We start from the raw sequence: 23,397 nt of genomic DNA on the forward strand, positions 1-23,397 counted from the left end.
AGGGCGGCTCCCCCGGGGAGCCGCCCCTCACGCATTGCCCGTGGGCGCTACTTCTTCTTGTTGGCGCTGCGCTTCTCGCGCACCCGCACCGAGATGTGGATCGGCGTGCCCGTGAAGCCGAACTCCTCGCGCAGCCGGCGCTCGATGAAGCGCCGGTAGCCGTGCTCGATGAAGCCGGAGGCGAAGAGCACGAACCGCGGGGGCTTGGTGCCCGCCTGCGTACCGAACAGGATGCGGGGCTGCTTGCCGCCGCGGACCGGGTGCGGGTGGGCGGCGACCAGCTCGCCGAGGAAGGCGTTCAGGCGGCCGGTCGGGACGCGGGTCTCCCAGCCGTCCAGGGCCGTCTCGATCGCCGGGACGAGCTTCTCCATGTGGCGGCCGGTGCGGGCCGAGACGTTCACCCGGGGCGCCCAGGCCACCTGGGCGAGCTCGGTCTCGATCTCCCGCTCCAGGTAGTAGCGGCGCTCCTCGTCGAGGGTGTCCCACTTGTTGAAGGCGAGGACGATGGCGCGGCCCGCGTCGACGGCCATGGTGACGATGCGCTGGTCCTGCACGGAGATGGTCTCGGACGCGTCGATCAGGATGACCGCGACCTCGGCCTTCTCGACGGCGGCGGCGGTGCGCAGCGAGGCGTAGTAGTCGGCGCCCTGCTGGAGGTGGACGCGCTTGCGGATGCCCGCCGTGTCGACGAACTTCCAGGTGATGCCGCCGAGTTCGATGAGCTCGTCGACCGGGTCACGGGTCGTGCCCGCGACCTCGTTGACGACCACGCGGTCCTCGTTGGCCACCTTGTTCAGCAGGGAGGACTTGCCCACGTTCGGGCGGCCGATGAGGGCGATGCGGCGGGGGCCACCCACCGCGGTGCCGAAGGTCTGCGCCGGGGCCTCGGGCAGCGCCTCCAGGACGGCGTCGAGCATGTCGCCGGTGCCGCGGCCGTGCAGCGCGGAGACCGGGTGCGGCTCGCCGAGACCGAGGGCCCAGAGGTACGAGGCGTCGGACTCGCCGCTCATGCCGTCGACCTTGTTGGCGCACAGGACGACGGGCTTGCCGGCCTTGCGGAGAAGGCGTACGACCGCCTCGTCGGTGTCGGTCGCGCCGACCTTGGCGTCGACGACGAAGACGACCGCGTCGGCGGCCTCGATCGCGTACTCGGCCTGGGCGGCGACGGACGCGTCGATGCCGAGGACGTCCTGCTCCCAGCCGCCGGTGTCGACGAGCTTGAAGCGGCGGCCCGCCCACTCGGCCTCGTAGGTGACGCGGTCGCGGGTGACGCCGGGCTTGTCCTCGACGACGGCCTCGCGGCGGCCGATGATGCGGTTCACCAGGGTCGACTTGCCGACGTTCGGGCGGCCGACGACGGCGAGGACGGGCAGCGGGCCGTGGCCCGCCTCCCCGATCGCGCCCTCGACGTCCTCGAGATCGAAGCCCTCTTCCGCGGCGAGCTCCATGAACTCCGCGTACTCGGCATCGCCAAGCGCCCCGTGCTCGTGTTCCGCCGAGCCGTCGGGCTGGATGTGGTCGTTCATGAAGTCCGTACCTCGTCGTTCATTCGTGGTGATCGGTGGAACACCCGTAAACCGGATGATCCACTACTAAGTGTCGCCTAACGCCCGACAGGGCGCCCGGCGTTTTCCGGGCGTCCGGTCAGACGCCTGGCGTGGTCCAGATGGGCGCTGAGCTGTTTCTGGATGCGGCCGGTGGCCTCGTCCAGTGCCTGGCGCGTGCGCCGGCCGCTGCCGTCGCCCGCTTCGAAGGGGTCGCCGAAGACGACGTCGACCCTGCTGCGCAGCGGGGGCAGCGCCTTGGTCAACCGGCTGGTCCGCTCGGAGCTTCCCAGCACCGCCACCGGGACGATCGGTGCTCCGCTGCGCACCGCGAAGTACGCGAGCCCGGCCCGCAGCGAGGCGAAGTCGCCCTCGCCCCGGGTGCCCTCCGGGAAGATCCCGAGGACGCCGCCGGCCGCCAGGACGCCCAGGGCGTCCGTGATGGCCGTGCGGTCGGCGATCTCGCGGTCCACCTTCAGCTGGCCGATGCCCAGCAGGAACGGGTCGAGCGGGCCGATGAACGCTTCCTTCTTGATCAGGAAGTGCGTGGGCCTGGGCGCGACGCCCATGACCATCGGCCCGTCGATGTTGTGCGCGTGGTTCACGGCCAGGATCGCCGGGCCGGTCGCGGGGACCTTCCAGGCGCCGAGCACACGCGGCTTCCACAGCCCGTACATCAGGCCGACGCCGATCCGGCGCCCGACCTCGGCGCGTCTCGCGGAGGGTGCGGTCACTTGGCGGCCCGCTTCTCCCCGACGAGGGTGACGACGCACTCGATGACCTGCTGGAGCGTGAGGTCCGAGGTGTCCACCTCGACCGCGTCGTCCGCCTTGGCGAGGGGGGAGGTCTTACGGCTGGAGTCGGCCGCGTCCCGCTTGATCAGCGCCTGGCGGGTCGCGTCGATGTCCGCGCCCTTCAGCTCACCGCTGCGCCGGGCGGCACGCGCCTCGGGGGAGGCGGTGAGAAAGATCTTCAGGTCGGCGTCGGGCAGCACGGTGGTGCCGATGTCCCGGCCCTCGACGACGATGCCGGCCGGCGCGGACCCGGCGAGGGTGCGCTGCAGCTCGGTGATCCGGGCACGCACCTCGGGCACGGCGCTGACCGCGCTCACCTTGGAGGTGACCTCCTGCGTACGGATCGGGCCGGCGACGTCGGTCCCGTCGACCGTGATGGTCGGCCCGGCCGGGTCGGTACCGGAGATGATCTCCGGCTTCTCGGCCACGGCGGCGATCGCGGAGGGGTCCGTGATGTCGATGCCGTTGCTGACCATCCACCACGTGATGGCGCGGTACTGGGCGCCCGTGTCCAGGTAGCTCAGCCCGAGCTTCGCGGCCACGGCCTTCGAGGTGCTCGACTTGCCCGTGCCGGAGGGGCCGTCGATGGCGACAATCACAGCCGGAGCGGTACGGGCGGCGCCGTTGTCCACGGTGGGAACACCTTCCTGGTGCGGGGTGGAGGTCTCTGCGGGACACGATCGCGCCCCGCACAAGGTTACTGGCTCCACGGACCCCGTATTACTGGCCCTTCCGGCGACGGGCCACCGGCCGCCGGAACCCCGGCGCCCTCCGGCCTCACTGGCGCAGCGCCCAGCCCCGCTCCCGCAGGGCCGCGCCGAGTACCGGCACCGCCTTCGGCTCCACCATCAGCTGCACCAGACCGGCCTGCTGACCGGTCGCGTGCTCGATGCGTACGTCCTCGATGTTGACCCCGGCCATCCCCGCGTCGGCGAAGATGCGGGCGAGCTGACCGGGCTGGTCGTCGATGAGGACGGCCACGACCTCGTAGGCCCGCGGCGCGGAGCCGTGCTTGCCGGGGACGCGGACCTGGCCCGCGTTGCCGCGGCGCAGGACGTCCTCGATGCCGGTGGCGCCCTCGCGGCGCTTGGCCTCGTCCGAGGACTGCAGGGCGCGCAGCGCCTGGACCGTCTCGTCGAGGTCGGCGGAGACGTCCGAGAGGAGGTCCGCGACCGGGCCCGGGTTCGCGGAGAGGATGTCGATCCACATCCGGGGGTCGGAGGCCGCGATCCGGGTCACATCACGGATGCCCTGACCGCAGAGCCGTACCGCCGTCTCCTCCGCGTGCTCCAGGCGCGCGGCGACCATGCTGGACACCAGATGCGGCATGTGCGAGACCAGCGCCACGGCCCGGTCGTGGGCGTCCGCGTCCATCACGACGGGCACCGCACGGCAGTGCGACACCAGTTCCAGCGCGAGGTTCAGGACTTCGGTGTCCGTGTCGCGGGTCGGCGTGAGCACCCAGGGCCGGCCCTCGAAGAGGTCGCCGCTCGCGGCCAGCGGACCGGACTTCTCGCGGCCCGACATGGGGTGCGTGCCGATGTACGGGGTCAGGTCGAGGCCGAGCGCCTCCAGCTCACGGCGCGGACCGCCCTTGACGCTGGCGACGTCCAGGTAGCCACGGGCGAGACCGCGCCGCATGGCGTCCGCGAGGGTGGCGGCGACGTGCGCGGGCGGTGCGGCGACGATCGCGAGGTCGACCGGCCCCGCGGGGGCCTCGTCCGTGCCGGCGCCCAGCGCGGCCGCCGTACGGGCCTGCTCCGGGTCGTGGTCGGCGAGGTGGACGACGACGCCGCGCGCGGCGAGCGCGAGGGCCGCGGACGTGCCGATCAGCCCGGTTCCGATGACGAGCGCGGTCCTCACTGGGCGATGTCCTTGCGGAGTGCGCCCGCGGCGCCCAGGTAGACGTGCACGACGTCGGCGCGCGGCCGGTCGGACTCTATGTGGGCGAGAACACGGACGACCCGGGGCATCGCGCCCTCGATGTCCAGCTCCTGCGCGCAGATCAGCGGGACGTCGACGATGCCGAGCTTGCGCGCCGCCGCCGCCGGGAAGTCGCTGTGCAGATCGGGCGTCGCCGTGAACCAGATGCTGATCAGGTCGTCCGTGGTGAGCGCGTTGCGCTCCAGGATGGCGGTGAGCAGCTCACTGACCTGCTCGTCCATGTGGCCGGCCTCGTCCCGTTCCAGTTGGACGGCGCCCCGGACCGCTCGTACCGCCACGGTGATGCTCCTCGCTGATCTGCGTACACGTCGTGTCACACCAGCGTAGTCAGCCCCCCGCGCGCGGGTGCGCGGCGCCCGCCTGACGAGACGGGCGAGACGGGCGAGACGGGGCCCACGCACCGGATCCTGCCGGGAGCGGCTCGTACCGCCGTCTCGGACCGACGGCCGCTCGCATCGGACGGACTGCCGCTCCATTCCTACGGACTGCCGCTCCATGAGGTCCTCAAGGGAGTCGTCGGCGGCCTGCTCCGGGCTGACGCCGCAGACGTCGTCCGTGTCACCCGAATCGCCCTATTCCGCTCCTTGTGGTGGGAACGCGCCCGTGCGCCTCTGGACGCGGGCGCGTGAGTCCGCTCTCATTGCAGGAGACTCGCCTGGGGGAGGCCCGAATGAAGCGTCCAGGACCCCTTCTCACCCTGCTCGCGGGGCTCGTGTTGGGCGTGTTCATGTTGTCGCTCAACGCGATGACGGGGACGAAGAACGCGTCGAACCCGTACCGGCAGGCGTCGCCGGGCGTCTCGGTGTCGGCCACCGCGCCACCGGCCTCCTCCTCACCCTCGTCGAGCCCCTCGCCCAGTCCGTCGCCTTCCCGCAGCGCCGTGCCCAACGCCGACTACGCGGGCCGCACCGACGACAACTCCTCGGCGGTCGCGGTCTCCCTGCGGGGCGGCAAGGCGATCGCGTACTTCTGCGACGGGCACGACAAGGAGTCCTGGCTGAAGGGTGACGTCAAGGACGACGGCACCATGAAGCTCACGGGCAGCAACGGCTACGAGCTGAACGGAACGCTCCAGGACCACCGGCGGATCCGCGGCACCGTCCACGTCGGCGGGCAGCGTTACGGGTTCACGGCCGACAAGGCGATCAAGCCGTCCGGTCTGTACCGGGCGACGGCCACCGTGCGCGGCGCGAAGCTCGACGGCGGCTGGATCGTGCTGCCGGGCGGCAAGCAGGTCGGCGTCGTGAAGCGCGACGGCACACCTTCGGCGGCACCGGTGATCGACCCGGAGACCGGTGCCGTGACGATCGACGGACAGAAGATCACCGCGCGTCCTGTCACCCCCTGACCGCCTCTTTCCACAGGGAGCCGTTCATGACCGTGGACCCGAACGCCGCCACCCGGGGCTTCCCGTCCCCGCCACCCGCCCACGGCGGCCCGAACCCGGCCCGCTATCTCGTCCCGGCCCTGGTCGCCGCGGCGGTCGCGGTCGGGCTCGGCGTCTACGGCAAGGTCCACGACCCGGCGGGAACGGCCTTCAATCTCGCCGGCTTCAGCAGCACGGGCGCCGTGAAGTCCTGGCTGGCGACGACGGCGTTCTTCTTCGCGCTCGTCCAGCTCGTCTCGGCGCTCATGATGTACGGGAAGCTGCCGGGCCCGAGCTGGGCAGCGGCGCTGCACCGGTGGTCGGGACGGATCGCGTTCCTGGTGGCGGTGCCGGTAGCGGTGCACTGTCTGTACGCGCTGGGCTATCAGACGTACAGCCCACGCGTCATGTGGCACTCGCTCCTGGGGTGCTTCTTCTTCGGTGCCTTCAGTGCCAAGATGCTGCTGCTCCGCTGGGAGCGCCTGCCCGGCTGGCTGCTGCCGGTCGTCGGCGGCCTCGTGTTCGCCGTGCTCACGGCCATCTGGCTGACGTCCGCCTTCTGGTTCTTCCGTACGTTCGGAGTGACGACATGACCAACCGCTCGACGCGGCGCACGGTGATTCTCGCCACGGGGGCGTCCGCGCTGCTCGCGGGGTGCAGCCAGTACGGCAGCGGCAACAGTTCCTCGGACTCGTCCCCGAAGGCGTCCAGCGGCCAGGAGCTCGCCACGACGAGCGACATCCCGGTCGGCGGAGGCAAGATCTTCACGGACCAGAAGGTCGTGGTCACCCAGCCGGCTAAGGGCGACTTCAAGGCCTTCTCGGCGATCTGCACGCACCTGGGCTGCACGGTGAACAAGGTCGCGAACGGCACCATCGACTGCCCGTGCCACGGCAGCAAGTTCAGTGTCGAGGACGGGGCGGTGAAGGCCGGTCCCGCGCCGCGTCCGCTGCCCGCGGAGAAGATCACGGTGGAGGGAAACTCGATCCACCTGGCGTGAGACGGCCCGTACGCTCCGGACATGCGTTCCGAGCCTCCCGTACCCCAGACGTCCCCGGCGCCCGAAGTACGCCCAGCGCCCCCGGCACCGGCGGTGTCACCCGTATCACCGGCGCAGGCGATCCCGGCGTCCGCGGTCTCGCTGGTCCGGGACCACACGGTCTACTCCTGTGTGATGGGATCACGCGCCTTCGGGCTGGCCACGGACGGCAGTGACACGGACCGCCGGGGCGTCTTCCTCGCCCCGACCGCGCTGTTCTGGCGCTTCGAGAAGCCGCCGACGCATGTCGAGGGCCCGGCGGAGGAGCAGTTCAGCTGGGAGCTGGAGCGGTTCTGCACGCTCGCGCTGCGGGCCAACCCGAACATCCTGGAGTGTCTGCACTCCCCCCTCGTCGAGTACGTGGACGACACCGGGCGCGAACTCCTCGCTCTCCGGAAGGCGTTCCTCTCCCGCCAGGCGCACGAGACGTTCGCCCGCTATGCGCTGGGCCAGCACAAGAAACTGGAGGCCGACGTCCGCAAGCACGGCGCCCCGCGCTGGAAGCACGCCATGCATCTGCTGCGCCTGCTGATGAGCTCGCGCGATCTGCTGCGCACCGGGACCTTGACGATCGACGTCGAGGACCAGCGCGAGCCACTGCTCGCGGTGAAGCGGGGCGAGGTGTCCTGGGGCGAGTTCGAGCGCTGGATGTCCCGGCTGGCGACGGAGACCGACGCGGCTGCGGCCCGCAGCCCGCTCCCGTCCGAGCCGGGCCACGCGCGTGTGGAGGACTTCCTGATCCGGGTCCGCCGCGCCTCAGCGCTCCAGGACACCACCGGGGGCCGGTAGACCTTCCCGGACACCTTCCGGACCCCGGACACCGTCCTGACCTCCCCGGACACCGTCCAGGCGGACCCTGACGACGAAGGCGTGCAGAGCGTCGTGCGCGGAGGGGGCGTCCGGCAGCGCCGAGGCGTCCTGTGCCTCGTCGAGGAGCGTGTGCAGCCGCTCCACGTCCTTGGCCACTCGTGCGTGGGGGACGTCCGCGGCCCCGTGCTCCCGCTCCGCCTTCACGGCTATCAGGTCCGGCAGATACGCGGGAGAGGCGATCTGCCCGGCCAGCGTCGGCAGATCGGCCTGCACCTCGCCGCTGCGCATGAGGTGGATGCCGGTCAGCAGCACACGGAACGTGTAGAGCAGCGGCTTGAGTTCGCCGCTCTTCTCGAAGAGCCGCCACTGCGTGGTCGCGAACCCCCGGTAGTGGTGGGCGTGATGGCGGGTGAGGACCCCCGGGGCGAGCGAGATCAGTTCACGGTGTTCGTCGCCGGTGCGCACGACCAGCGGCGAGAGCAACTGCTCCAGCACGTAGCCGTTGCGCCGCAGCATCAGCCGTACGAACTTGCGCAGGTCGTGGGTGACCAGGTCCATCTCGACGCCGCTCTCCCACCACATGCGGGACCGGGTCTCCTCCGGTTCGCGCAGTCCGACCAGGTCGGCCGTCGGCAGCAGATGGACGCCGCGCAGGTCGACGTCGGAGTCGCGCGAGGGAAAGCCGTACAGGTGTGCCCCGGAGACGGTGGCGAAGAGCACGGGGTCGGGCTGTTCGCGCACCACGCTCGCGAGGTCGGTGCCGGTACCGAGGACGTCCGTCATCCCTCAAGCATCCCAGAGCGCCCCCAGCGACATGAGGTCGCTCTGGTACTCGATGCGGTCGGCCCAGGCCGTCGGCCAGGCCTCCGAGCCGTGGTAGGCGCCCGCGAACGCCCCGGTCAGGCAGGCGATGGAGTCGGAGTCGCCCGAAGTGCAGGCGGCCCGGCGCAGCGCGGTGAGGGGTTCGTCGACGAACATCAGGAAGCACAACAGGCCGGTGGCGAGCGCCTCCTCGGCGATCCAGCCCGCGCCGGTGGCCAGGCAGGGATCGTCCTCGGGAGAGGCGGTGCGCACGGCGTTCCGGAGGTTGTCCAGGGCTGCGATGCACTCGTCCCAGCCGCGGGAGATGTACTGCTCCGGTGTGGCCTCGTGGCAGAAGGTCCACAGGTCGCCGAGCCAGCGGGAGTGGTAGCGGTGCCGGTTCTCGTGCGCGTACGAGCGCAACAGGCCGACCAGTGCCGCCGGGTCGACGCCCTGGCTGAGCAGCCGGACGGCGTGCGCGGTGAGGTCCGAGGCGGCGAGCGCGGTGGGGTGGCCGTGGGTGAGCGCGGCCTGGAGCTGCGCGGCGCCCGCGCGCTGTTCGTCGCTGAGCCCGCCGACGAGTCCGACGGGCGCCACGCGCATGTTGGCGCCGCAGCCCTTGGAGTCGGTCCGGCTGGCCTCCTGCCAGCGGAGTCTGTCGTCCTTCAGGAGGTTGCAGGCGCGGAGGCAGGTGCGGCCGGGGGCGCGGTTGTTCTCGGGCGACTGGTACCAGTCCACGAACTCCTCGCGCACCGGCCGTTCCATCCGCAGCGGGCCGAGCAGACCGCGGTCCATGGCGGTGCGCAGCCCCTTCGCCAGCGCCAGTGTCATCTGGGTGTCGTCGGTGACGATCGCGGGCCTGGGCAGCGCCATCTGCCGCCAGGGGCCGCATTTTTCGAGGATGGCGGGCACGGTGTTGAACTCCGTGGGGAACCCGAGCGCGTCGCCGAGGGCCAGGCCGATGAGGGAACCGGTGGCGGCGCGCTTCGCTAGGGTCGTGCTGGTCATCGGGGCCGTCCTTACGAGGTGGGACGCAGCAGGGGTGGGTGCAGAACCTTGGCGCCGCCCGCGCGGTAGAGGGCGGCGGGTTTGCCGCGGCCGCCGGTGAGGCGCGCGGCACCGGGGACCTGTTCGACGAATCCGGGCGTGGCGAGGACCTTGCGCCGGAAGTTGGGCCGGTCGAGCGCGGTGCCCCACACCGTCTCGTAGACGTGCTGCAGCTCTCCGAGGGTGAACTCGGGCGGGCAGAACGACGTGGCGAGACAGGAGTACTCCAGTTTGGCGCCCACGCGTTCGTGGGCGTCGGCGAGGATGCGGTCGTGGTCGAAGGCGAGCGGGTCGAGCGCGTTGAACCGCAGCCACTGGGCCTGCGCCGCGTCGCCGCCGCCGTGGGGTTCGGGAGGGTCGGGCAGCAGCGCGGCGAACGCGACGGAGACGATCCGCATACGGGGGTCGCGGTCGGGTTCGCTGTAGGTGCGCAGCTGTTCCAGGTGGAGTCCCGAGATGTCCGACAGACCGGTCTCCTCGGCGAGTTCACGCCGGGCCGCCGCCTCCGCCGACTCGCGGGGCAGCACGAAGCCGCCGGGCAGGGCCCAGCGGCCGGCGTACGGTTCCCGGCCCCGCTCGACGAGCAGCACCTGGAGTGCGCCCGCGCGCACCGTCAGGACGGCCAGGTCGACGGTGACGGCGAAGGGCTCGAAGGCGTACTTGTCGTAGCCCTCGGGTGCCGCGCCCCCCGGCGCACGGCTTTCCCCTGTCGCCACCCTCACGCCCCCTCTTTATGGTCAGCCTGACCATGGTCAGTACGACTATAAAGGGAGCGGGAGGGGGCAACAAGGCTGTGGGCCTGGGAAGTTGTGCTTCCTCGGAGCCGGTGCGGAAGACATGTTCGGCGCCGGGGGCAGGGCCCGCGGAGGCTGTGCGGGCTGCTAGACCCGGGCGCGCGACGCCTCCGGCCGCCGGACCTCGGCACGGTGGGCGTCCGTTCCCTGCGCCCGAGCGCGCGCCGGAGCGAGGGCGGCCACGAGTGCTCCGGCGGCCGCGACTCCCGCCGAGACCCACAGCGCCGGACCGCAGCCGTTGACGAAGTCGTCCGCGGAGCGGTAGCCCCCGTAGCGCGTGAACACGGCCGCGGCGACGGCGATCCCGAAGACTCCGCCCAGCTCACGCAGCGCGTTGTTGACGCCGGCCGCGACACCCGCGTCGGCGGACGGCACGGCGGAGGTCACGGCGTTCGCGACGGTGGGGAAGACCATGGAGATACCGATACCCGCGATGATCAGCGGCAGCACCAGCCGTCCGTAGCCGACGCCGGGCTGCACCTGCCAGGCCAGCAGTCCGAGGCCGGTCGCCTGGAGGACGAGTCCGCCGAGCATGAAGGGCCGGTTCCCGAACCGGTCGGCGAGCGCGCCCGCGAGCGGTGCCACGAGCAGGGGCATGCCGGTCCACACCAGGATGCGGACACCGGCCTGCAACGGCGAGTTGCCCAGGCCGAGTTGGAACAGCTGCGTGATCATGAACAGGGAGCCGAGCAGCGACATGAACGTCAGGAAGGCGACGCCGTTGGCGGTGGAGAAGGCGCGCCTTCGGAAGTATCCGAGGGGCAGCATCGGGTAGCGCGCCCCCGACCGCTCCCAGCCGAGGAAGGCCGCCACGAAGACGACTCCGACGGCCAGCGCGCCGAGCACTTCGGCGCTCCCCCAGCCGGCCTGCGGGGCCCGCACCGGCGCCCAGGCCAGGCCGGTCAGTCCGACTGCGGCCAACAGCAGCCCCACGACATCGAGTTGCGGACGCGGGCCGTGGCTCTCGCGCAGTTTGAGCGCGGCCAGCGGCAGCATCGCGAGCCCCGTCGGCACGTTGATCCAGAAGATCCACTGCCAGGACAGGCCCTCGGTGACGGCACCGCCGAGCACGGGCCCGGCCGCGACCCCGAGACCGGTCACGCCGCCCCAGACCCCGATGGCGACGCCCCGCTTCTCGGCCGGGAACGCCTCGCTGATCAGGGTCAGGGTGAGCGGCAGCAGGACGGCGGCGCCGGCGCCCTGGAGCACCCGTGCGGCGATGAGCTGGCCCGGTCCGGGGGCCAGCGCCGCGAGGGCCGAGGCCAGGGTGAAGACGGCGAGCCCGACGACGTACATGCGCCGCCGTCCGAAGCGGTCGCCGAGCGCGGCACCGGTCAGGGTGAGGCAGGCGAAGACGAGGTTGTACGCGTTGATCGTCCACTCCAGGTCGGACAGGCTCGCCCCGAAGTCGGCCCGCAGGGCGGGCAGCGCGGTGGCCACGACGACCACGTCGAGGGAACAGAGCAGCGCCCCGAGTCCGGCCAGGATCACGGTCCACACGCGGCGTGCGGGCACGGCGGACGGCTGCTGGACGGGGGCGCGTGCGGTGGTGTCGGTCATGACGGTTCCTTCCGTGAGGATCAATCACGGAAGACGGACCGGACCCGCGCCGAAAAGGAATCGCGACTGCGGGCGCCGGCCGAGGAGCGCGAGGAGCAGGCCGCCGGGCCGGGTCCCCGGCGGTACGTCGACCGGGGCGGCGAAGCGCACCCCGCGGTCGGCGTCCGCGACCACGAGATGCGCGAGGGGCAGCAGTTGCACGGCGAGCGCGGACGGGATCGGCCGCGCCCGCCCGCAGGCCCGCGCGACGTCCCACCCGTGCACCGCGATCTCCAGGGCGCCGACGGCCACCAGCAGCCCCGCGTCCAGGGAGCGGTCCCCCACGGCCGGGACGGGCGGCGCCGTGGACACCGCCGCCCAGGCGCCGAGAAGGGCGCCGGCCCGGTCGCGGAAGGCGCCCACCGGATCGGCGGCGGGGCGGGCCGGACACAGCCCGACCCGCCCGTCCGCGACGCCTTCGTGGAGCGCCTCCACCGAGTCGCCGAGGTGGTGGAGCAGGTCCCCCAGGTCCCACTCGGCGCAGGGTGTCGGCCGGCGCAGGCCCTCGCGCGGCACGGCGGCGACGCTGCCCAGCGTGTACGCGAGCGACCGCTCCAGGAGCTCGCCGGGATTCACGGGAGGATCCGGGGCAGGCCGAAGGCCGCGAACAGCCCCGGGTCCAGGAAGACGGTGAGCCGTGCGACACCAGGCTCCTCGACGGTGAGCACCTGCACGGAGTGCGCCCGGAGCACCCCGTCGACCCCGCGCTCGTATGCGGCCACCGCGGGCTGCCCGTTGGCCCGGACGGGCAGCATGCGGATCCATCCCGCCTCGCGCCCGGACAGCACCCGTACGCGCAGGAACCGCAGGACGTCCTTCTTGCCGCTGAACCACTCCAGGTGGGGCGGCATCTCCAGCTCGACCCCGTCCCGCAGCAGCCCCAGCAGCGACTCCATGTCGGCGTTCTCGAACGCCTTCACGTAGCGGTCGAGGAGTTCGCGGTCGTCGGCCCCGTCGGGCTCGACCACCAGGTCCTCCTCCGGCGCGACCTCGTCGAGCCGGGCACGCGCGCGCTGGAGGGAGCTCTTGACCGCCGCGGTCGACGTGTCGAGCAGGGCGGCCACCTCGGAGGCCCGCCAGGCCAGCACGTCCCGCAGGATGAGCACGGCCCGCTGCCGCGCGGGCAGGTTCTGCAGCGCGGCGACCAGGGCGAGCCGCAGGGTTCCGCGTGCCGCGACGACCGTCGCCGGGTCGACGAGCGTGTCGGGCAGCGGCTGGAGCCAGGGGATGTCCGTCGCGGGGGCCCGCAGAGGCTCCTCGGGCGCGGCTCCCGGCCCGCCGAGCCCGGTGGGCAGCGGACGGCGCCCCCGCCCCTCCAGGGCCGTCAGACACGTGTTGGTGGCGATCCGGTAGAGCCAGGTGCGCAAGGAGGCCCGGCCCTCGTACCCCTCGTAGGACCGCCAGGCCCGCAGGTATGTCTCCTGGACGAGGTCCTCGGCGTCGTCGACCGAGCCGAGCATGCGGTAGCAGTGGGCGAGCAGCTCCCGCCGGTACGGATCCGTCAGCCGGACGAACTCGTCGCGGTCCGTCGTCGCGGTCATCGCCGCTCCCTTCGTTCGCACGGGGGCGCACCGGGGCACACCGGTGGTCCGTTCACCGGTACAGACCGGCGGGGAGGCGAAAACGAATCGGCCGGCCCCGGAAAAGTTCCGGGACCGGCCGTCGTACCTGTGGAGCGTCAGCGGGCCGCGAGAGCCACGGGGGCTCGGGCTTCCGAGACCGCTTCCGGGGTCAGAGACCGACCTCGGCCATGAGCATGCCGACCTCGGTGTTCGACAGGCGGCGCAGCCAGCCCGACTTCTGGTCGCCCAGGGTGATCGGGCCGAAGGAGACACGCACCAGCTTGTCGACCGGGAAGCCGGCCTCGGCGAGCATGCGGCGCACGATGTGCTTGCGGCCCTCGTGCAGGGTCACCTCGACGAGGTAGTTCTTGCCGGTCTGCTCGACGACACGGAAGTGGTCCGCCTTGGCGTACCCGTCCTCCAGCTGGATGCCGTCCTTGAGCCGCTTGCCGAGGTCGCGCGGGATCGGGCCCACGACGTGCGCGAGGTAGACCTTCTTGACGCCGTACTTCGGGTGGGTCAGCCGGTGCGCCAGCTCGCCGTGGTTGGTGAGCAGGATCACACCCTCGGTCTCGGTGTCGAGCCGGCCCACATGGAAGAGCCGCGTCTCGCGGTTCGTCACGTAGTCGCCGAGGCACTGGCGGCCCTCGTTGTCCTCCATCGTGGAGACGACACCGGCCGGCTTGTTCAACGCGAAGAACTGGTACGACTGCGTCGCGACGGTCAGCCCGTCGACCTTGATCTCGTCCTTCTCCGTGTCGACGCGCATCCCCTGTTCCAGGACGATCTCGCCGTTGACCTCGACCCTGGCCTGGTCGACCAGTTCCTCGCAGGCCCGCCGGGAGCCGTAGCCCGCTCGCGCGAGGATCTTCTGCAGGCGCTCGCCCTCCTCCTCGGCACCCGGGAAGGTCTTGGGCAGCTTGATGTCCGGCTTGCCCGCGTACCGGTCGCGGTTGCGCTCCTCGGTCCGCGTCTCGTACTCACGGGAGCGCGCGGGCTCCGTCCGGCCGCCGCGCTGCTGGCCCTGCTTGGGGCCGCCCTTGGCGCCACCGCGTGCCGAGGCTCCGCGCCCGGACTTCGGGCCTTCGTGCGTGCCGCCGGGGCCTACGTCGTAGCGACGCTCCTCGGGACGGGGCTTGCTGGGACGCTTCGGCTGGTCGTCGCGCCCTGCCGCCGCACTCCTCGGCTGGGAGCCGCTCCCACCGGTTCCCCGCGAGCCGCTCCCACCGGTTCCGCGCGAGCCGCCACTGCCACGCGGGCCGCCGCCCCCGCCGGTCCCCCGCGAGCTGCCGCCCCCGCCGGTTCCCCGCGAGCTGCCGCTTCCGCGCGAACCACTGCTCCCGCCGGTTCCCCGCGGGTTGCCGCGCCCGCTGTTCCTGCCACTGCCGCTGCCACTGCTTCGCATCAAAGTTCCGTCGTCGTCGTGTCGTCTGCATCTGCATCCGGTGCATCCGGATCGAACGACGGGACCCCTTCCAGCGTCTCGGCCTCGATCGCGTCCGCCTCGGGGAGGAAGGGCGCGAGCTCCGGGAGCTCGTCCAGACCGCGCAGGCCCATTCGCTCCAGGAAGTAGTTCGTCGTCGTGTACAGGATCGCACCTGTTTCGGGTTCCGTGCCCGCCTCCTCGACCAGACCGCGCTGAAGGAGGGTGCGCATCACGCCGTCACAGTTGACTCCGCGGACCGCCGAGACCCTGGATCGGCTGACCGGCTGGCGGTACGCGACCACGGCGAGAGTCTCCAGGGCCGCCTGGGTGAGGCGGGCCTGCTGACCGTCCAGAACGAAGCGTTCGACGGCACTCGCGTACGCGGGACGCGAGTAGAAGCGCCAGCCGCCCGCGATCAGTCTGAGCTCGAACCCGCGGCCCTGGACGGTGTACTCGTCGGCCAGTGCGCGCAGCGCGTCCGCGATCTGCCGCCTGGGCCGCTCGAGGATCTTGGCGAGGTGTTCCTCGGTGGCCGGCTCGTCCACCACCATCAGGACGGCCTCCAGGGCGGGCCGGAGATCGAGGTCGGCGACGGTGCGCGGCCCCGCGGGGGTGTCGGTGGTCTCCTCGCTCACGCCTTCTCCTCCTTGGTCCCGCGCCCTGTCTCGTCCTTCGCCGCTTCCGGGGGCCGGTCGAACTCGTCGGTCACCCTCGGCCGGTCGTCGCCCTCCCCGCCCGTCCAGCGCACCATGAGGTCGCCGAGGGCCTCCTCCTGGTCCAGGGCGACGACCTTCTCCCGGTAGAGCTCCAGCAGGGCCAGGAAGCGGGCCACGACGGTGAGGGTGTCGTCGGTGTCCTCGACGAGCGAGCGGAAGCTGGCCTCCCCGAGTTCCCGGAGCCGCGCCACCACGATCTGGGCCTGCTCCTGCACGCTGACGAGCGGCGCGTGGATGTGGTCGACGTACACCTGCGGCTTGGGTTTCGGCTGCATCGCCTTCACGGCGAGCTTCGCGAACCCCTCCGCCCCGATGCTGATGACGACCTCGGGCAGCAGCTCGGCGTACTGCGCCTCCAGGCCGACGGTGCGGGGGTAGCGGCGGGCCTCCTCTTCGAGCCGCGCGTTGAAGATGTCCGCGATCTGTTTGTACGCGCGGTACTGGAGCAGCCGCGCGAACAGCAGGTCCCGCGCCTCCAGGAGGGCCAGATCGGCCTCGTCCTCGACCTCGGCGGTCGGCAGCAGCCGGGCCGCCTTCAGATCGAGCAGCGTCGCCGCGACGACCAGGAACTCGGTCGTCTGGTCGAGGTCCCAGTCCGGGCCCATCGCGCGGATGTGCGCCATGAACTCGTCGGTGACCTTGGAGAGCGCCACTTCCGTGACATCGAGCTTGTGCTTGGAGATCAACTGGAGCAGCAGATCGAAGGGCCCCTCGAAATTCGAGAGCCGCACCTTGAAGACACCGTCACCGGAGTCGGCGGGAGCGGCGTCGGAGCCCTCCGGGGACACCTCGGACGGGCGGACCGGCGCCTCTGACCCCGAAGCCGGTCCGGACGCCTTTCCGGGCGCCGCCGACCACTCGACGGGCGTCCCGGGCGAGGCGGACGGCGCGGACACGCCCGTGGCCACCTCGACCGGCGCCGCGAACATCGCCGGAGGTTCAGCGCCCTCCGCGGGCGCTCCGGACGACTCGACCTGCGTCTCGGGCCCCGCGATCGGCCCGGGCCCCTCTGCGTGCGCCTCAGGCAGCTCCTCCGGCGTCCCTGGCCCCGCGGACGGCTCGGCACGGCCTCCAGGCGTCCCGTACGGCCCCTCCGGTCCCCCAGGCGGCTCAGTGCCGCCTCCAGGCGTCCCGGACGGCTCGGCCGGTGTCTCGGGCCCACCGGGCCTCTCGACGCCCTCTCGGGGCGTCCCGGACGGCTCGGCGGGCCTCTCCCGCGGCTCGGTGCTCCTCGGGGGCGCCTCGGTCGCCGCTTCGGCCGCCGCTGATCGCCGCACCGGCCCCGCGGGCGTCACGGACGGCTCAGTGCCGCCTCCAGGCGTCCCGGACGGCTCGACCGGCGTCTCGGGCCCACCGGGCCTCTCGGCGCCCTCTCGGGGCGTCTCGGAGGGCTCGGTGGGGGCCTTCGGCGGTTCGACGGAGGGTCCGGACGGCTCGAACGGTGCCTCGACCGGTGCCGGCTCGGTCCCCGGACCACGCCCGAGCGCACGCCGACGGCCGCCGGAGGCGGCGGACGGGGGCGGGACGTTCGAGGTCATAGCCGTCGAAGGCTACCGCTACCGCCCGCGCAGCCGTCGTACGAGGATGCTCGCGTCCCCGCGGGATTCCAGATCGGCGAGGACCACGGCGACCGCCTCACGGACGATCCGCCCGCGGTCGACGGCGAGGCCGTGTTCCCCGCGGAGCACCAGGCGCGCGTGTTCGAGGTCCATCAGCTCCTCGGCGGACACGTACACGGTGATCTTCTCGTCGTGCCGCTCCCGCCCGCTGGGCCGGCGGTTCGCGCCGCGGCCCCGCTTGCGGGAGGACTGCACGGACGTGGAAGCGGCGGCAGAACCTTCCTGCGCCGGCTGACGCCGCCCCGAGCGGTCCGGGGCGCCGCCCCGGCTGCGGGACTCTCCCGCGTCGGACGACTCGGCGCCGGCGGCGACATGTTCGTCGCCCTCACCGTCACCGCCCCGGACGGGCACCGACTGGGGCGTGTCCTCCCCGGCCGCCGCGTCGCTCTCGCCGGCCGGAGCCGGCACCCGGGCCTCGCCGTTGGTCCGACGGTTGGGGGTGGATGACTGGAGCGCCATGCCCCCGGTGGTGCGGAACAGTTCGTCGGCCCCCGGCAGACTCACTCGGCGTGACACCGGGCGAGCACCTCCCTGGCGAGCTGGCGATAGGCGGCGGCACCGACGGAGTTGGAGGCGTACGTGGTGATCGGCTCACCTGCGACCGTGGTCTCCGGGAAGCGGACGGTCCGGCCGATCACGGTGTGGTAGACGTGATCGTCGAAGGCCTCGACGACGCGCGCGAGCACCTCACGGCTGTGCACCGTGCGGGAGTCGTACATCGTGGCGAGGATGCCGTCGAGCTCCAGCTCGGGGTTGAGCCGTTCCTGGACCTTCTCGATCGTCTCGGTGAGCAGGGCGACACCGCGCAGCGCGAAGAACTCGCACTCCAGCGGCACGATCACCTTGTGGGCCGCCGTCAGGGCGTTCACGGTGAGCAGGCCGAGCGAGGGCTGACAGTCGATCACGATGTAGTCGTAGTCGGCCATCAGCGGCTTCAGGGCGCGCTGCAACGTGGACTCGCGGGCGACCTCGCTCACCAACTGCACTTCGGCGGCGGACAGGTCGATGTTGCTGGGCAGCAGGTCCATGTTCGGGACCGCCGTCTTCAGGAGCACCTCGTCGGCCGCCATGCCCCGCTCCATGAGCAGGTTGTAGACGGTGAGGTCGAGCTCCATCGGGTTGACGCCGAGACCCACGGACAACGCGCCCTGCGGGTCGAAGTCGACGAGCAGCACCCGGCGTCCGTACTCCGCGAGCGCGGCCCCCAGGTTGATGGTCGACGTGGTCTTGCCCACGCCGCCCTTCTGGTTGCACATCGCGATGATCGTCGCGGGGCCGTGACTGGTCAGCGGACCCGGGATCGGGAAGTAGGGCAGCGGGCGCCCCGTCGGGCCGATGCGCTCACGGCGCTGACGGGCCGCGTCGGGCGCGAGCGTGGCCGCGTACTCCGGATCGGGCTCGTATTCGGCGTCGGGGTCGTAGAAGTGCCCCTCGGGCAGTTCGTCGTAGTCGGCGAAGTGGGTGTGGTTCTCGCCACTTCCGTTGCCGGCCATGGCGTTCACGTGATGGCCATCCATGCTCGGGTGTGCTGTCTGAGTCATCCGGGGACTCTGATGGGCTGCGAAGGTGCGGACAGCGACGGAGCCGACAGCCTCGAGCCCCGTGGGGCTCTGGCCCCGCGCCGGCATTCCTGGTTGACCACCCCCGGGAGTAAATGTCGACTCATTCACAAGTCGTCTTACCTCCTTGGTGACCAGGAAACTTCTCGATAGGTCAGCGTGGCACCATGCCGACGGTTGGCGACTCTATGGCGTGTCACCGCTCCGCAGCAACACAATCCGCCGGACCCGACCCGATGTGTCGGCAACCGAACACCCCTCTGTCAAGGGCGTAAGGCCGTCGCACGGCAGGTTTCACCGGTGTGCGAATCGGTTGAAGAGTTACGTTCGTGGCGAGTTGAACGAGTGTCGCAAAGTGACCCGACACACACCCGGCCGGACCTTGTCGGGCAAGGTCCGGCCGGGTGCGCGGTGTTGACGACCCGTGTTGACGTATCGCCTTTTGTCGGCCCGGAGTCGGCCGCAATGTCGACTCCTGGAGCCGCCGGGAAACTCAGCCGAGCAGGCTCTCCAGCTCGACGTGCTCCAGCCCGTGCGACTCGGCGACCTCGCGGTAAACAACCTTGCCGTCGTGGGTGTTGAGACCCTTGGCCAGCGCGTTGTCACGGCGCAGCGCCTCGACCCAGCCGCGGTCGGCGAGCTCGACGATGTACGGCAGCGTGGCATTGGTCAGCGCGTACGTCGAGGTGTTGGGCACAGCGCCGGGCATGTTGGCGACGCAGTAGAAGACCGAGTTGTGGACCGGGAAGGTCGGCTCGGCGTGCGTGGTGGGACGCGAGTCCTCGAAGCAGCCGCCCTGGTCGATCGCGATGTCGACAAGAACACTTCCCGGCTTCATCCGCGAGACGAGCTCGTTGGTGACCAGCTTCGGAGCCTTGGCGCCGGGGATCAGCACCGCGCCGATCACGAGGTCGGCCTCGAGGCAGGCCTTCTCCAGCTCGAAGGAGTTGGACATGACGGCCTTGACCTTCGTACCGAAGATCTTGTCGGCCTCGCGCAGCTTGTTGATGTCGCGGTCGAGCAGCGTCACCTCGAAGCCCATGCCGATGGCGATCTGCGCGGCGTTCCAGCCGGAGACGCCACCGCCGATGACGACGGCCTTGGCCGGCAGCACGCCCGGGACACCGCCGGGCAGGACACCGCGGCCGCCGTTGGCGCGCATCAGGTGGTAGGCGCCGACCTGCGGGGCGAGCCGGCCCGCGACCTCGGACATCGGGGCGAGCAGCGGCAGCGCGCGGTTCGGCAGCTCGACGGTCTCGTACGCGATCGCCGTGGTGCCGGACTCCAGGAGGGCGTCCGTGCACTCCTTGGACGCGGCCAGGTGCAGGTAGGTGAAGAGCGTCTGGTCCTTGCGGAGGCGGTGGTACTCCTCCGCGATGGGCTCCTTGACCTTCAGCAGCAGGTCGGCGGTGGCCCAGACCTCGTCGGCGGTGGGCAGGATCTGCGCACCGGCGAAGACGTACTCCTCGTCCGTGATCGAGGAGCCGACACCGGCGTTCTGCTCGACGAAGACCTGGTGGCCGTGGCGCACGAGCTCGTGCACACCGGCGGGGGTGATGGCCACCCGGAACTCGTTGTTCTTGACCTCGCGGGGGATGCCGACCTTCACGTCGATCACGGTCCTTGACTCAGAGGGCTCTGGGGCTATGCATGCCGAGGCGATGCAAGCCAGGCAATGCATGTCATACCCGACGTACGGGAGCACACCGGGAGACACCACGGAAGAACGCGGCGGAGCCAGTCTAATGAAGGGATTCTCTCTGTCTAGCCTTCCAATGCATCAATCTTCAGCGGATGCACTGCGGATTTCGTAGGCGTTAGCGTCGTGTTCCATGCCGGATGCGCTCTCCGGGAGCTCATCTCCCAGCATGCGCTCGGCCGCGGCGCGGTGCAGCCGGGCGGCGGCCGGGTCGCCGAGCCGGTCCAGGGTGTCGGCCAACCTGAGCTGCAACGCGGCCTGCAGGCGTACGTCGTCCGCGCGGCGCGCCCACTCGACGGCCTCCTGGCAGGTGCGCAGCGACTCCTCGGGCCGTCCCGCGTACTCCTGGACGCGCGCCATCTCGCTCAACGCCCTTGCCTGGGAGGCGACATCACCGTTCTTGCGGTGCCCCGCGACGGCGGCACGCCAGTTGACCTGCGCCTCGCCGTAGCGGCCCGCGTAGGTGTGCGCGGCGGCGATGCGTCCGTACAGCCGGGCGGCGTCCACGCGCTCGTCCCGCGCGAGCCGCTGGGCGAGCGCCCTGCCGTACCAGTCGGCGGCCCGGTCGTAGTCCCCGAGCTCCTGGTGGGCACCGCCTACGGATTCCATCGCGCGACCGGTCGCGTACGGGTCGTTCGCCTCGCGTCCGGCGTCGAGAGCGGAGCGGTAGCGGGCGAGGGCGTCGTTCCTGCGGCCGGTCTGCGCGTCCAGGTCGGCCAGATTGAGCAGGGCCGCGGCCTTCTCGCGGGGCAGGTTCCGGCGTTCGGCCACATCCAGGACGAGCCGGTGGATGCCGTACAGCTCGGACGCCGCTGCCCGGGTGCCGAAATGGACGACCATCGCCCGCACCAGGGCGGCCATCAGCCGTCGGGCGAGGGTGTCCAGCTCCCCGTCGGCGACCGCCAGCCGGGCCGAGGCGAGCAGTGCGGGCTGCCGGACGCGCAGCCAGTCCTCGGCCGCCCGGGGACTGGAGAAGCGCAGGGCACGCGGCATTCCGGCGAGCTTCTCGCGGGCGGGCGAGCTGTCGGTCTCGGTGATGGCGCGGCAGGACACCAGGAGCCGTACGGTCCGCTCCAGCATCCGGGCGCGGGCCAGCTGCACCTCGGCGGGCCGGTCATGGCTGTCGACGAGTGCCCGGAGCAGCGGCTGGAAGCAGCCCGGGACCTCGTACTGCGGCAGCGGCGAGGGAATCGCCCGCAGCAGGCCGAGGGCGACGAATTCGTCCAGCGAGGTGTGCGCCGCCTGGACCGAGCAGCCGGCCAGCGCGGAGGCGGTGTGCGGGTCGACGAGGCCCGCGGGGGCCAGCGAGAGCAGTCGCAGTATCCGCGCCGAGGTGCTCGGCAGGGAGGCGTACGAGAGCCGGAAGACGCGGGCCAGCGGGGTGCCGTCCTCCCCCTCGGTGCGCAGTTGCTTGGCGAGGTCGGCGACGGCGGAGGAGGGGCGCGCGGCGAGCCACCCGCCGGCCAGCACCAGCGCGGTGGGCTGGCCCGCGCACAGTTCGACCAGCCCTTCGGCGGCGAGCGGGTCGACGGTGATGCGCACCGAGCCGGTGAAGTGGTCGAGGAGTTCGAGGGCGGACTTGGTGTCCAGGCCGCCGAGGGTGCAGGGGCGGACGTCCGCGATTCCGGTCAGCGGCCCGCCGGAGACGGCGATGACCAGGCAGTCCGGGGAGTCGGGCAGCAGCGCGTCGACCTGTTCGGCGTCGGCCGCGTCGTCGAGCAGGAGCACCGCCCGGCGGATGGCGAGGGCCTCGCGCAACCGCTCACCGAGGTCGTCGGCGTCGGCTCCGGGCGGCGTGGGCAGTCCGAGGGCGGTGAGCAGGTCCCGCGCGGTGGCCTCGGTGGGCACCGGTGTGCCGTCGGGTTCGGTGAGCCGGGCGCGCAGTATGCCGTCGGGGTAACTCTCGGCGACCTGCGCGGCGAGCTGAGCGGCGAGCGCGGTGCGGCCGGAGCCGGGCTTGCCCGCGATGAGCAGCACCCGGGCCCGCGGGGCCTTGCGGCCGGCGATGGTGTCGAGGCCGGCCCGCTCGATGTCCGCCCGGAGTTCCTTCAACTCTCTTGTACGGCCCAGGAACTGACTCTTCGTAGGAGCGGACCCGGCAGCCGGGCGCTGCCCCTTGGCCGACACCTTGGTGCCGCCGTCGTCCACCGCCTGATCCGCCACGGGCCACGCTCCCGTTCCACTGCACGCGCAAGCCCGCCGGGACTCCGGTTCGGGCGTTTCCAGAGCCTAGTTCACGCTCTGCGACGATCCGGGCGGAGCGTGGCGGAGCGCGGCGGAGACGTCCCCCGATCGGATCAGGCGATCGTAGGACCGGCATCCTCGGACGGGCGTATACGGCCCGTCCGGGGCTGGGCGGCGGGACGGCGGCGCCGTTCCAGTGGCGGGATCAGACCTCGAACGGGCGTGCGGGCCACGGCGCCTCGGCCGGGCGCAGGGAGTCGAGTCCGTCGCCCTGCCGCGCGGCGACGAGCGAGAGGACGCCCACGACCAGGCAGTTGTTGTGCAGGTCGCCGGCGAGCACACCGCCGACGAGTTCGCCGAGGGGGACACGGGCGAGCTCCATGTCGGCCTCCTCGTCCTCGACCTCGAACCGTTCGCCCTCCGCCTCGGAGAGATCGCGGGCCAGGAAGATCCGGATGGCTTCGTCGCAGCCGCCGGGCGTGGTGTAGACGTCGGTCAGCACGCGCCAGTTCTCCGCCTTGACGTGCGCCTCCTCGTAGAGCTCGCGCTGGGCGGCGTGCAACGGGTTCTCGCCGGGGATGTCCAGCAGGCCCGCCGGGATCTCCCACAGCTTCTGGCGCACCGGGTGACGGTACTGGCGCAGGACCAGGACCCGGTCCTCGACGTCCAGGGCGAGCACGGCCACGGAGCCCGGGTGGACCTGGTAGTCGCGGCGGGCGACCGATCCGTCGGGCATGACCACGTCGTCGGTGCGCACCGAGGTCTTGTTGCCCTTGAAGGGGGTCTCGGTCGCCCGGACCTCCCACTCCTCGGGGATGTCCTTGATCGTCATGGCCTGTCCTCCCACACGCGCAAAAAGAGTCCGGTCCGGTGACGGAACCGGGGCACGCGCCC

At 71.8% G+C, this 23,397-nt stretch carries 23 protein-coding genes; 4 read left to right on the forward strand and 19 right to left on the reverse strand.

Features of this window, described 5'->3' with window-relative positions; all coding sequences use genetic code 11:
• Positions 1-47: 47 nt before the first annotated feature.
• The 5 genes from der to aroH all read right to left on the reverse strand — a co-directional run bounded on the left by der (position 48) and on the right by aroH (position 4,560).
• Complete coding sequence (gene der, locus ACZ4N5_RS10495; protein WP_467756690.1) at positions 48-1,526, reverse strand: ribosome biogenesis GTPase Der; 1,479 nt, start codon at positions 1,524-1,526, stop codon at positions 48-50.
• 77 nt (positions 1,527-1,603) lie between these two features.
• On the reverse strand, positions 1,604-2,317 hold the full coding sequence (locus tag ACZ4N5_RS10500; RefSeq protein WP_467756691.1) for a lysophospholipid acyltransferase family protein: 714 nt from the start codon (positions 2,315-2,317) through the stop codon (positions 1,604-1,606).
• The gene (gene cmk, locus ACZ4N5_RS10505; protein WP_467756692.1) at positions 2,275-2,970 is read right to left on the reverse strand and encodes a (d)CMP kinase; all 696 of its coding nucleotides are present in this window, start codon (positions 2,968-2,970) and stop codon (positions 2,275-2,277) included. Before cmk ends, ACZ4N5_RS10500 begins: the two co-directional genes overlap by 43 nt.
• Positions 2,971-3,115: 145 nt before the next feature.
• Positions 3,116-4,201 carry a prephenate dehydrogenase gene (locus tag ACZ4N5_RS10510; protein WP_467756693.1) on the reverse strand — a complete coding sequence of 362 codons (1,086 nt, stop codon included), beginning with the start codon at positions 4,199-4,201 and terminating at the stop codon, positions 3,116-3,118.
• Positions 4,198-4,560 (reverse strand): chorismate mutase, encoded by a 363-nt coding sequence (gene aroH, locus ACZ4N5_RS10515; RefSeq protein WP_037628600.1) that lies wholly within the window; start codon positions 4,558-4,560, stop codon positions 4,198-4,200. Before aroH ends, ACZ4N5_RS10510 begins: the two co-directional genes overlap by 4 nt.
• A gap of 392 nt (positions 4,561-4,952) precedes the next feature.
• On the opposite strand from aroH, the gene ACZ4N5_RS10520 reads away from it, so the two are divergent.
• Genes ACZ4N5_RS10520 through ACZ4N5_RS10535 form a run of 4 tightly spaced genes read left to right on the forward strand, consistent with a single transcriptional unit; the run spans position 4,953 to position 7,476 of the window.
• Positions 4,953-5,630 (forward strand): hypothetical protein, encoded by a 678-nt coding sequence (locus tag ACZ4N5_RS10520; RefSeq protein ID WP_467756694.1) that lies wholly within the window; start codon positions 4,953-4,955, stop codon positions 5,628-5,630.
• A 26-nt stretch (positions 5,631-5,656) separates the two neighbouring features.
• A complete protein-coding gene (locus ACZ4N5_RS10525; RefSeq protein WP_467756695.1) occupies positions 5,657-6,241 on the forward strand; it encodes a DUF6529 family protein in 585 nt (194 codons plus the stop codon).
• Entirely contained in the window at positions 6,238-6,648 is a 411-nt protein-coding gene (locus ACZ4N5_RS10530; protein WP_467756696.1) for a Rieske (2Fe-2S) protein, read from the forward strand. Before ACZ4N5_RS10525 ends, ACZ4N5_RS10530 begins: the two co-directional genes overlap by 4 nt.
• A 21-nt stretch (positions 6,649-6,669) precedes the next feature.
• Positions 6,670-7,476 (forward strand): nucleotidyltransferase domain-containing protein, encoded by an 807-nt coding sequence (locus ACZ4N5_RS10535; RefSeq protein WP_467756697.1) that lies wholly within the window; start codon positions 6,670-6,672, stop codon positions 7,474-7,476.
• Here ACZ4N5_RS10535 and ACZ4N5_RS10540 read toward each other — a convergent pair.
• From ACZ4N5_RS10540 to ACZ4N5_RS10605, 14 genes are all read right to left on the reverse strand, one after another.
• The gene (locus tag ACZ4N5_RS10540) at positions 7,444-8,280 is read right to left on the reverse strand and encodes a nucleotidyltransferase domain-containing protein (RefSeq protein ID WP_467756698.1); all 837 of its coding nucleotides are present in this window, start codon (positions 8,278-8,280) and stop codon (positions 7,444-7,446) included. The genes ACZ4N5_RS10535 and ACZ4N5_RS10540 overlap by 33 nt on opposite strands.
• Before the next feature lie 3 nt (positions 8,281-8,283).
• Positions 8,284-9,306: an ADP-ribosylglycohydrolase family protein gene (locus ACZ4N5_RS10545; RefSeq protein WP_467756699.1), complete on the reverse strand. Its 1,023-nt coding sequence runs from the start codon at positions 9,304-9,306 to the stop codon at positions 8,284-8,286.
• 11 nt (positions 9,307-9,317) lie between these two features.
• Positions 9,318-10,061, reverse strand: a complete 744-nt coding sequence (locus ACZ4N5_RS10550; protein ID WP_467756700.1) for an NUDIX hydrolase — start codon at positions 10,059-10,061, stop codon at positions 9,318-9,320.
• A gap of 165 nt (positions 10,062-10,226) precedes the next feature.
• Positions 10,227-11,699: an MFS transporter gene (locus tag ACZ4N5_RS10555; protein WP_467756701.1), complete on the reverse strand. Its 1,473-nt coding sequence runs from the start codon at positions 11,697-11,699 to the stop codon at positions 10,227-10,229.
• Positions 11,700-11,723: 24 nt separating this feature from the next.
• Entirely contained in the window at positions 11,724-12,314 is a 591-nt protein-coding gene (locus tag ACZ4N5_RS10560; protein WP_467756702.1) for a TIGR03086 family metal-binding protein, read from the reverse strand.
• Positions 12,311-13,279 carry a sigma-70 family RNA polymerase sigma factor gene (locus ACZ4N5_RS10565; RefSeq protein ID WP_467756703.1) on the reverse strand — a complete coding sequence of 323 codons (969 nt, stop codon included), beginning with the start codon at positions 13,277-13,279 and terminating at the stop codon, positions 12,311-12,313. The genes ACZ4N5_RS10560 and ACZ4N5_RS10565 overlap by 4 nt, the downstream gene beginning before the upstream one ends.
• Before the next feature lie 190 nt (positions 13,280-13,469).
• Positions 13,470-14,705: a pseudouridine synthase gene (locus tag ACZ4N5_RS10570; protein WP_467756704.1), complete on the reverse strand. Its 1,236-nt coding sequence runs from the start codon at positions 14,703-14,705 to the stop codon at positions 13,470-13,472.
• Positions 14,705-15,361 carry an SMC-Scp complex subunit ScpB gene (scpB, locus tag ACZ4N5_RS10575; RefSeq protein ID WP_356758158.1) on the reverse strand — a complete coding sequence of 219 codons (657 nt, stop codon included), beginning with the start codon at positions 15,359-15,361 and terminating at the stop codon, positions 14,705-14,707. The genes ACZ4N5_RS10570 and scpB overlap by 1 nt, the downstream gene beginning before the upstream one ends.
• A complete protein-coding gene (locus ACZ4N5_RS10580) occupies positions 15,358-16,437 on the reverse strand; it encodes a segregation and condensation protein A (RefSeq protein ID WP_467756737.1) in 1,080 nt (359 codons plus the stop codon). The genes scpB and ACZ4N5_RS10580 overlap by 4 nt, the downstream gene beginning before the upstream one ends.
• A gap of 561 nt (positions 16,438-16,998) precedes the next feature.
• Positions 16,999-17,577, reverse strand: coding sequence for a hypothetical protein (locus tag ACZ4N5_RS10585; RefSeq protein ID WP_467756705.1), 579 nt, complete (start codon positions 17,575-17,577; stop codon positions 16,999-17,001).
• The gene (locus tag ACZ4N5_RS10590; protein ID WP_467756706.1) at positions 17,562-18,689 is read right to left on the reverse strand and encodes a ParA family protein; all 1,128 of its coding nucleotides are present in this window, start codon (positions 18,687-18,689) and stop codon (positions 17,562-17,564) included. The genes ACZ4N5_RS10585 and ACZ4N5_RS10590 overlap by 16 nt, the downstream gene beginning before the upstream one ends.
• A 424-nt stretch (positions 18,690-19,113) precedes the next feature.
• Positions 19,114-20,238: an alanine dehydrogenase gene (gene ald / locus ACZ4N5_RS10595; protein WP_467756707.1), complete on the reverse strand. Its 1,125-nt coding sequence runs from the start codon at positions 20,236-20,238 to the stop codon at positions 19,114-19,116.
• Positions 20,239-20,400: 162 nt separating this feature from the next.
• On the reverse strand, positions 20,401-22,482 hold the full coding sequence (locus ACZ4N5_RS10600; protein ID WP_467756708.1) for a tetratricopeptide repeat protein: 2,082 nt from the start codon (positions 22,480-22,482) through the stop codon (positions 20,401-20,403).
• Positions 22,483-22,708: 226 nt separating this feature from the next.
• Positions 22,709-23,335 carry an NUDIX domain-containing protein gene (locus ACZ4N5_RS10605; RefSeq protein ID WP_467756709.1) on the reverse strand — a complete coding sequence of 209 codons (627 nt, stop codon included), beginning with the start codon at positions 23,333-23,335 and terminating at the stop codon, positions 22,709-22,711.
• Positions 23,336-23,397 lie beyond the last annotated feature (62 nt).

Source organism: Streptomyces sp. NPDC026500 (assembly GCF_055567635.1).

What these genes read in the sequence shown, in the direction of transcription:
- der (WP_467756690.1), bottom strand. Translation starts at nt 1,526, where the DNA reads ATGAACGACCACATCCAGCCCGACGGCTCGGCGGAACACGAGCACGGG.
- ACZ4N5_RS10520 (WP_467756694.1), top strand. Translation starts at nt 4,953, where the DNA reads ATGAAGCGTCCAGGACCCCTTCTCACCCTGCTCGCGGGGCTCGTGTTG.
- ACZ4N5_RS10525 (WP_467756695.1), top strand. Translation starts at nt 5,657, where the DNA reads ATGACCGTGGACCCGAACGCCGCCACCCGGGGCTTCCCGTCCCCGCCA.
- ACZ4N5_RS10530 (WP_467756696.1), top strand. Translation starts at nt 6,238, where the DNA reads ATGACCAACCGCTCGACGCGGCGCACGGTGATTCTCGCCACGGGGGCG.
- ACZ4N5_RS10535 (WP_467756697.1), top strand. Translation starts at nt 6,670, where the DNA reads ATGCGTTCCGAGCCTCCCGTACCCCAGACGTCCCCGGCGCCCGAAGTA.
- ACZ4N5_RS10540 (WP_467756698.1), bottom strand. Translation starts at nt 8,280, where the DNA reads ATGACGGACGTCCTCGGTACCGGCACCGACCTCGCGAGCGTGGTGCGC.
- ACZ4N5_RS10545 (WP_467756699.1), bottom strand. Translation starts at nt 9,306, where the DNA reads ATGACCAGCACGACCCTAGCGAAGCGCGCCGCCACCGGTTCCCTCATC.
- ACZ4N5_RS10555 (WP_467756701.1), bottom strand. Translation starts at nt 11,699, where the DNA reads ATGACCGACACCACCGCACGCGCCCCCGTCCAGCAGCCGTCCGCCGTG.
- ACZ4N5_RS10565 (WP_467756703.1), bottom strand. Translation starts at nt 13,279, where the DNA reads ATGACCGCGACGACGGACCGCGACGAGTTCGTCCGGCTGACGGATCCG.
- ACZ4N5_RS10570 (WP_467756704.1), bottom strand. Translation starts at nt 14,705, where the DNA reads ATGCGAAGCAGTGGCAGCGGCAGTGGCAGGAACAGCGGGCGCGGCAAC.
- ACZ4N5_RS10590 (WP_467756706.1), bottom strand. Translation starts at nt 18,689, where the DNA reads ATGCCGGCGCGGGGCCAGAGCCCCACGGGGCTCGAGGCTGTCGGCTCC.
- ACZ4N5_RS10605 (WP_467756709.1), bottom strand. Translation starts at nt 23,335, where the DNA reads ATGACGATCAAGGACATCCCCGAGGAGTGGGAGGTCCGGGCGACCGAG.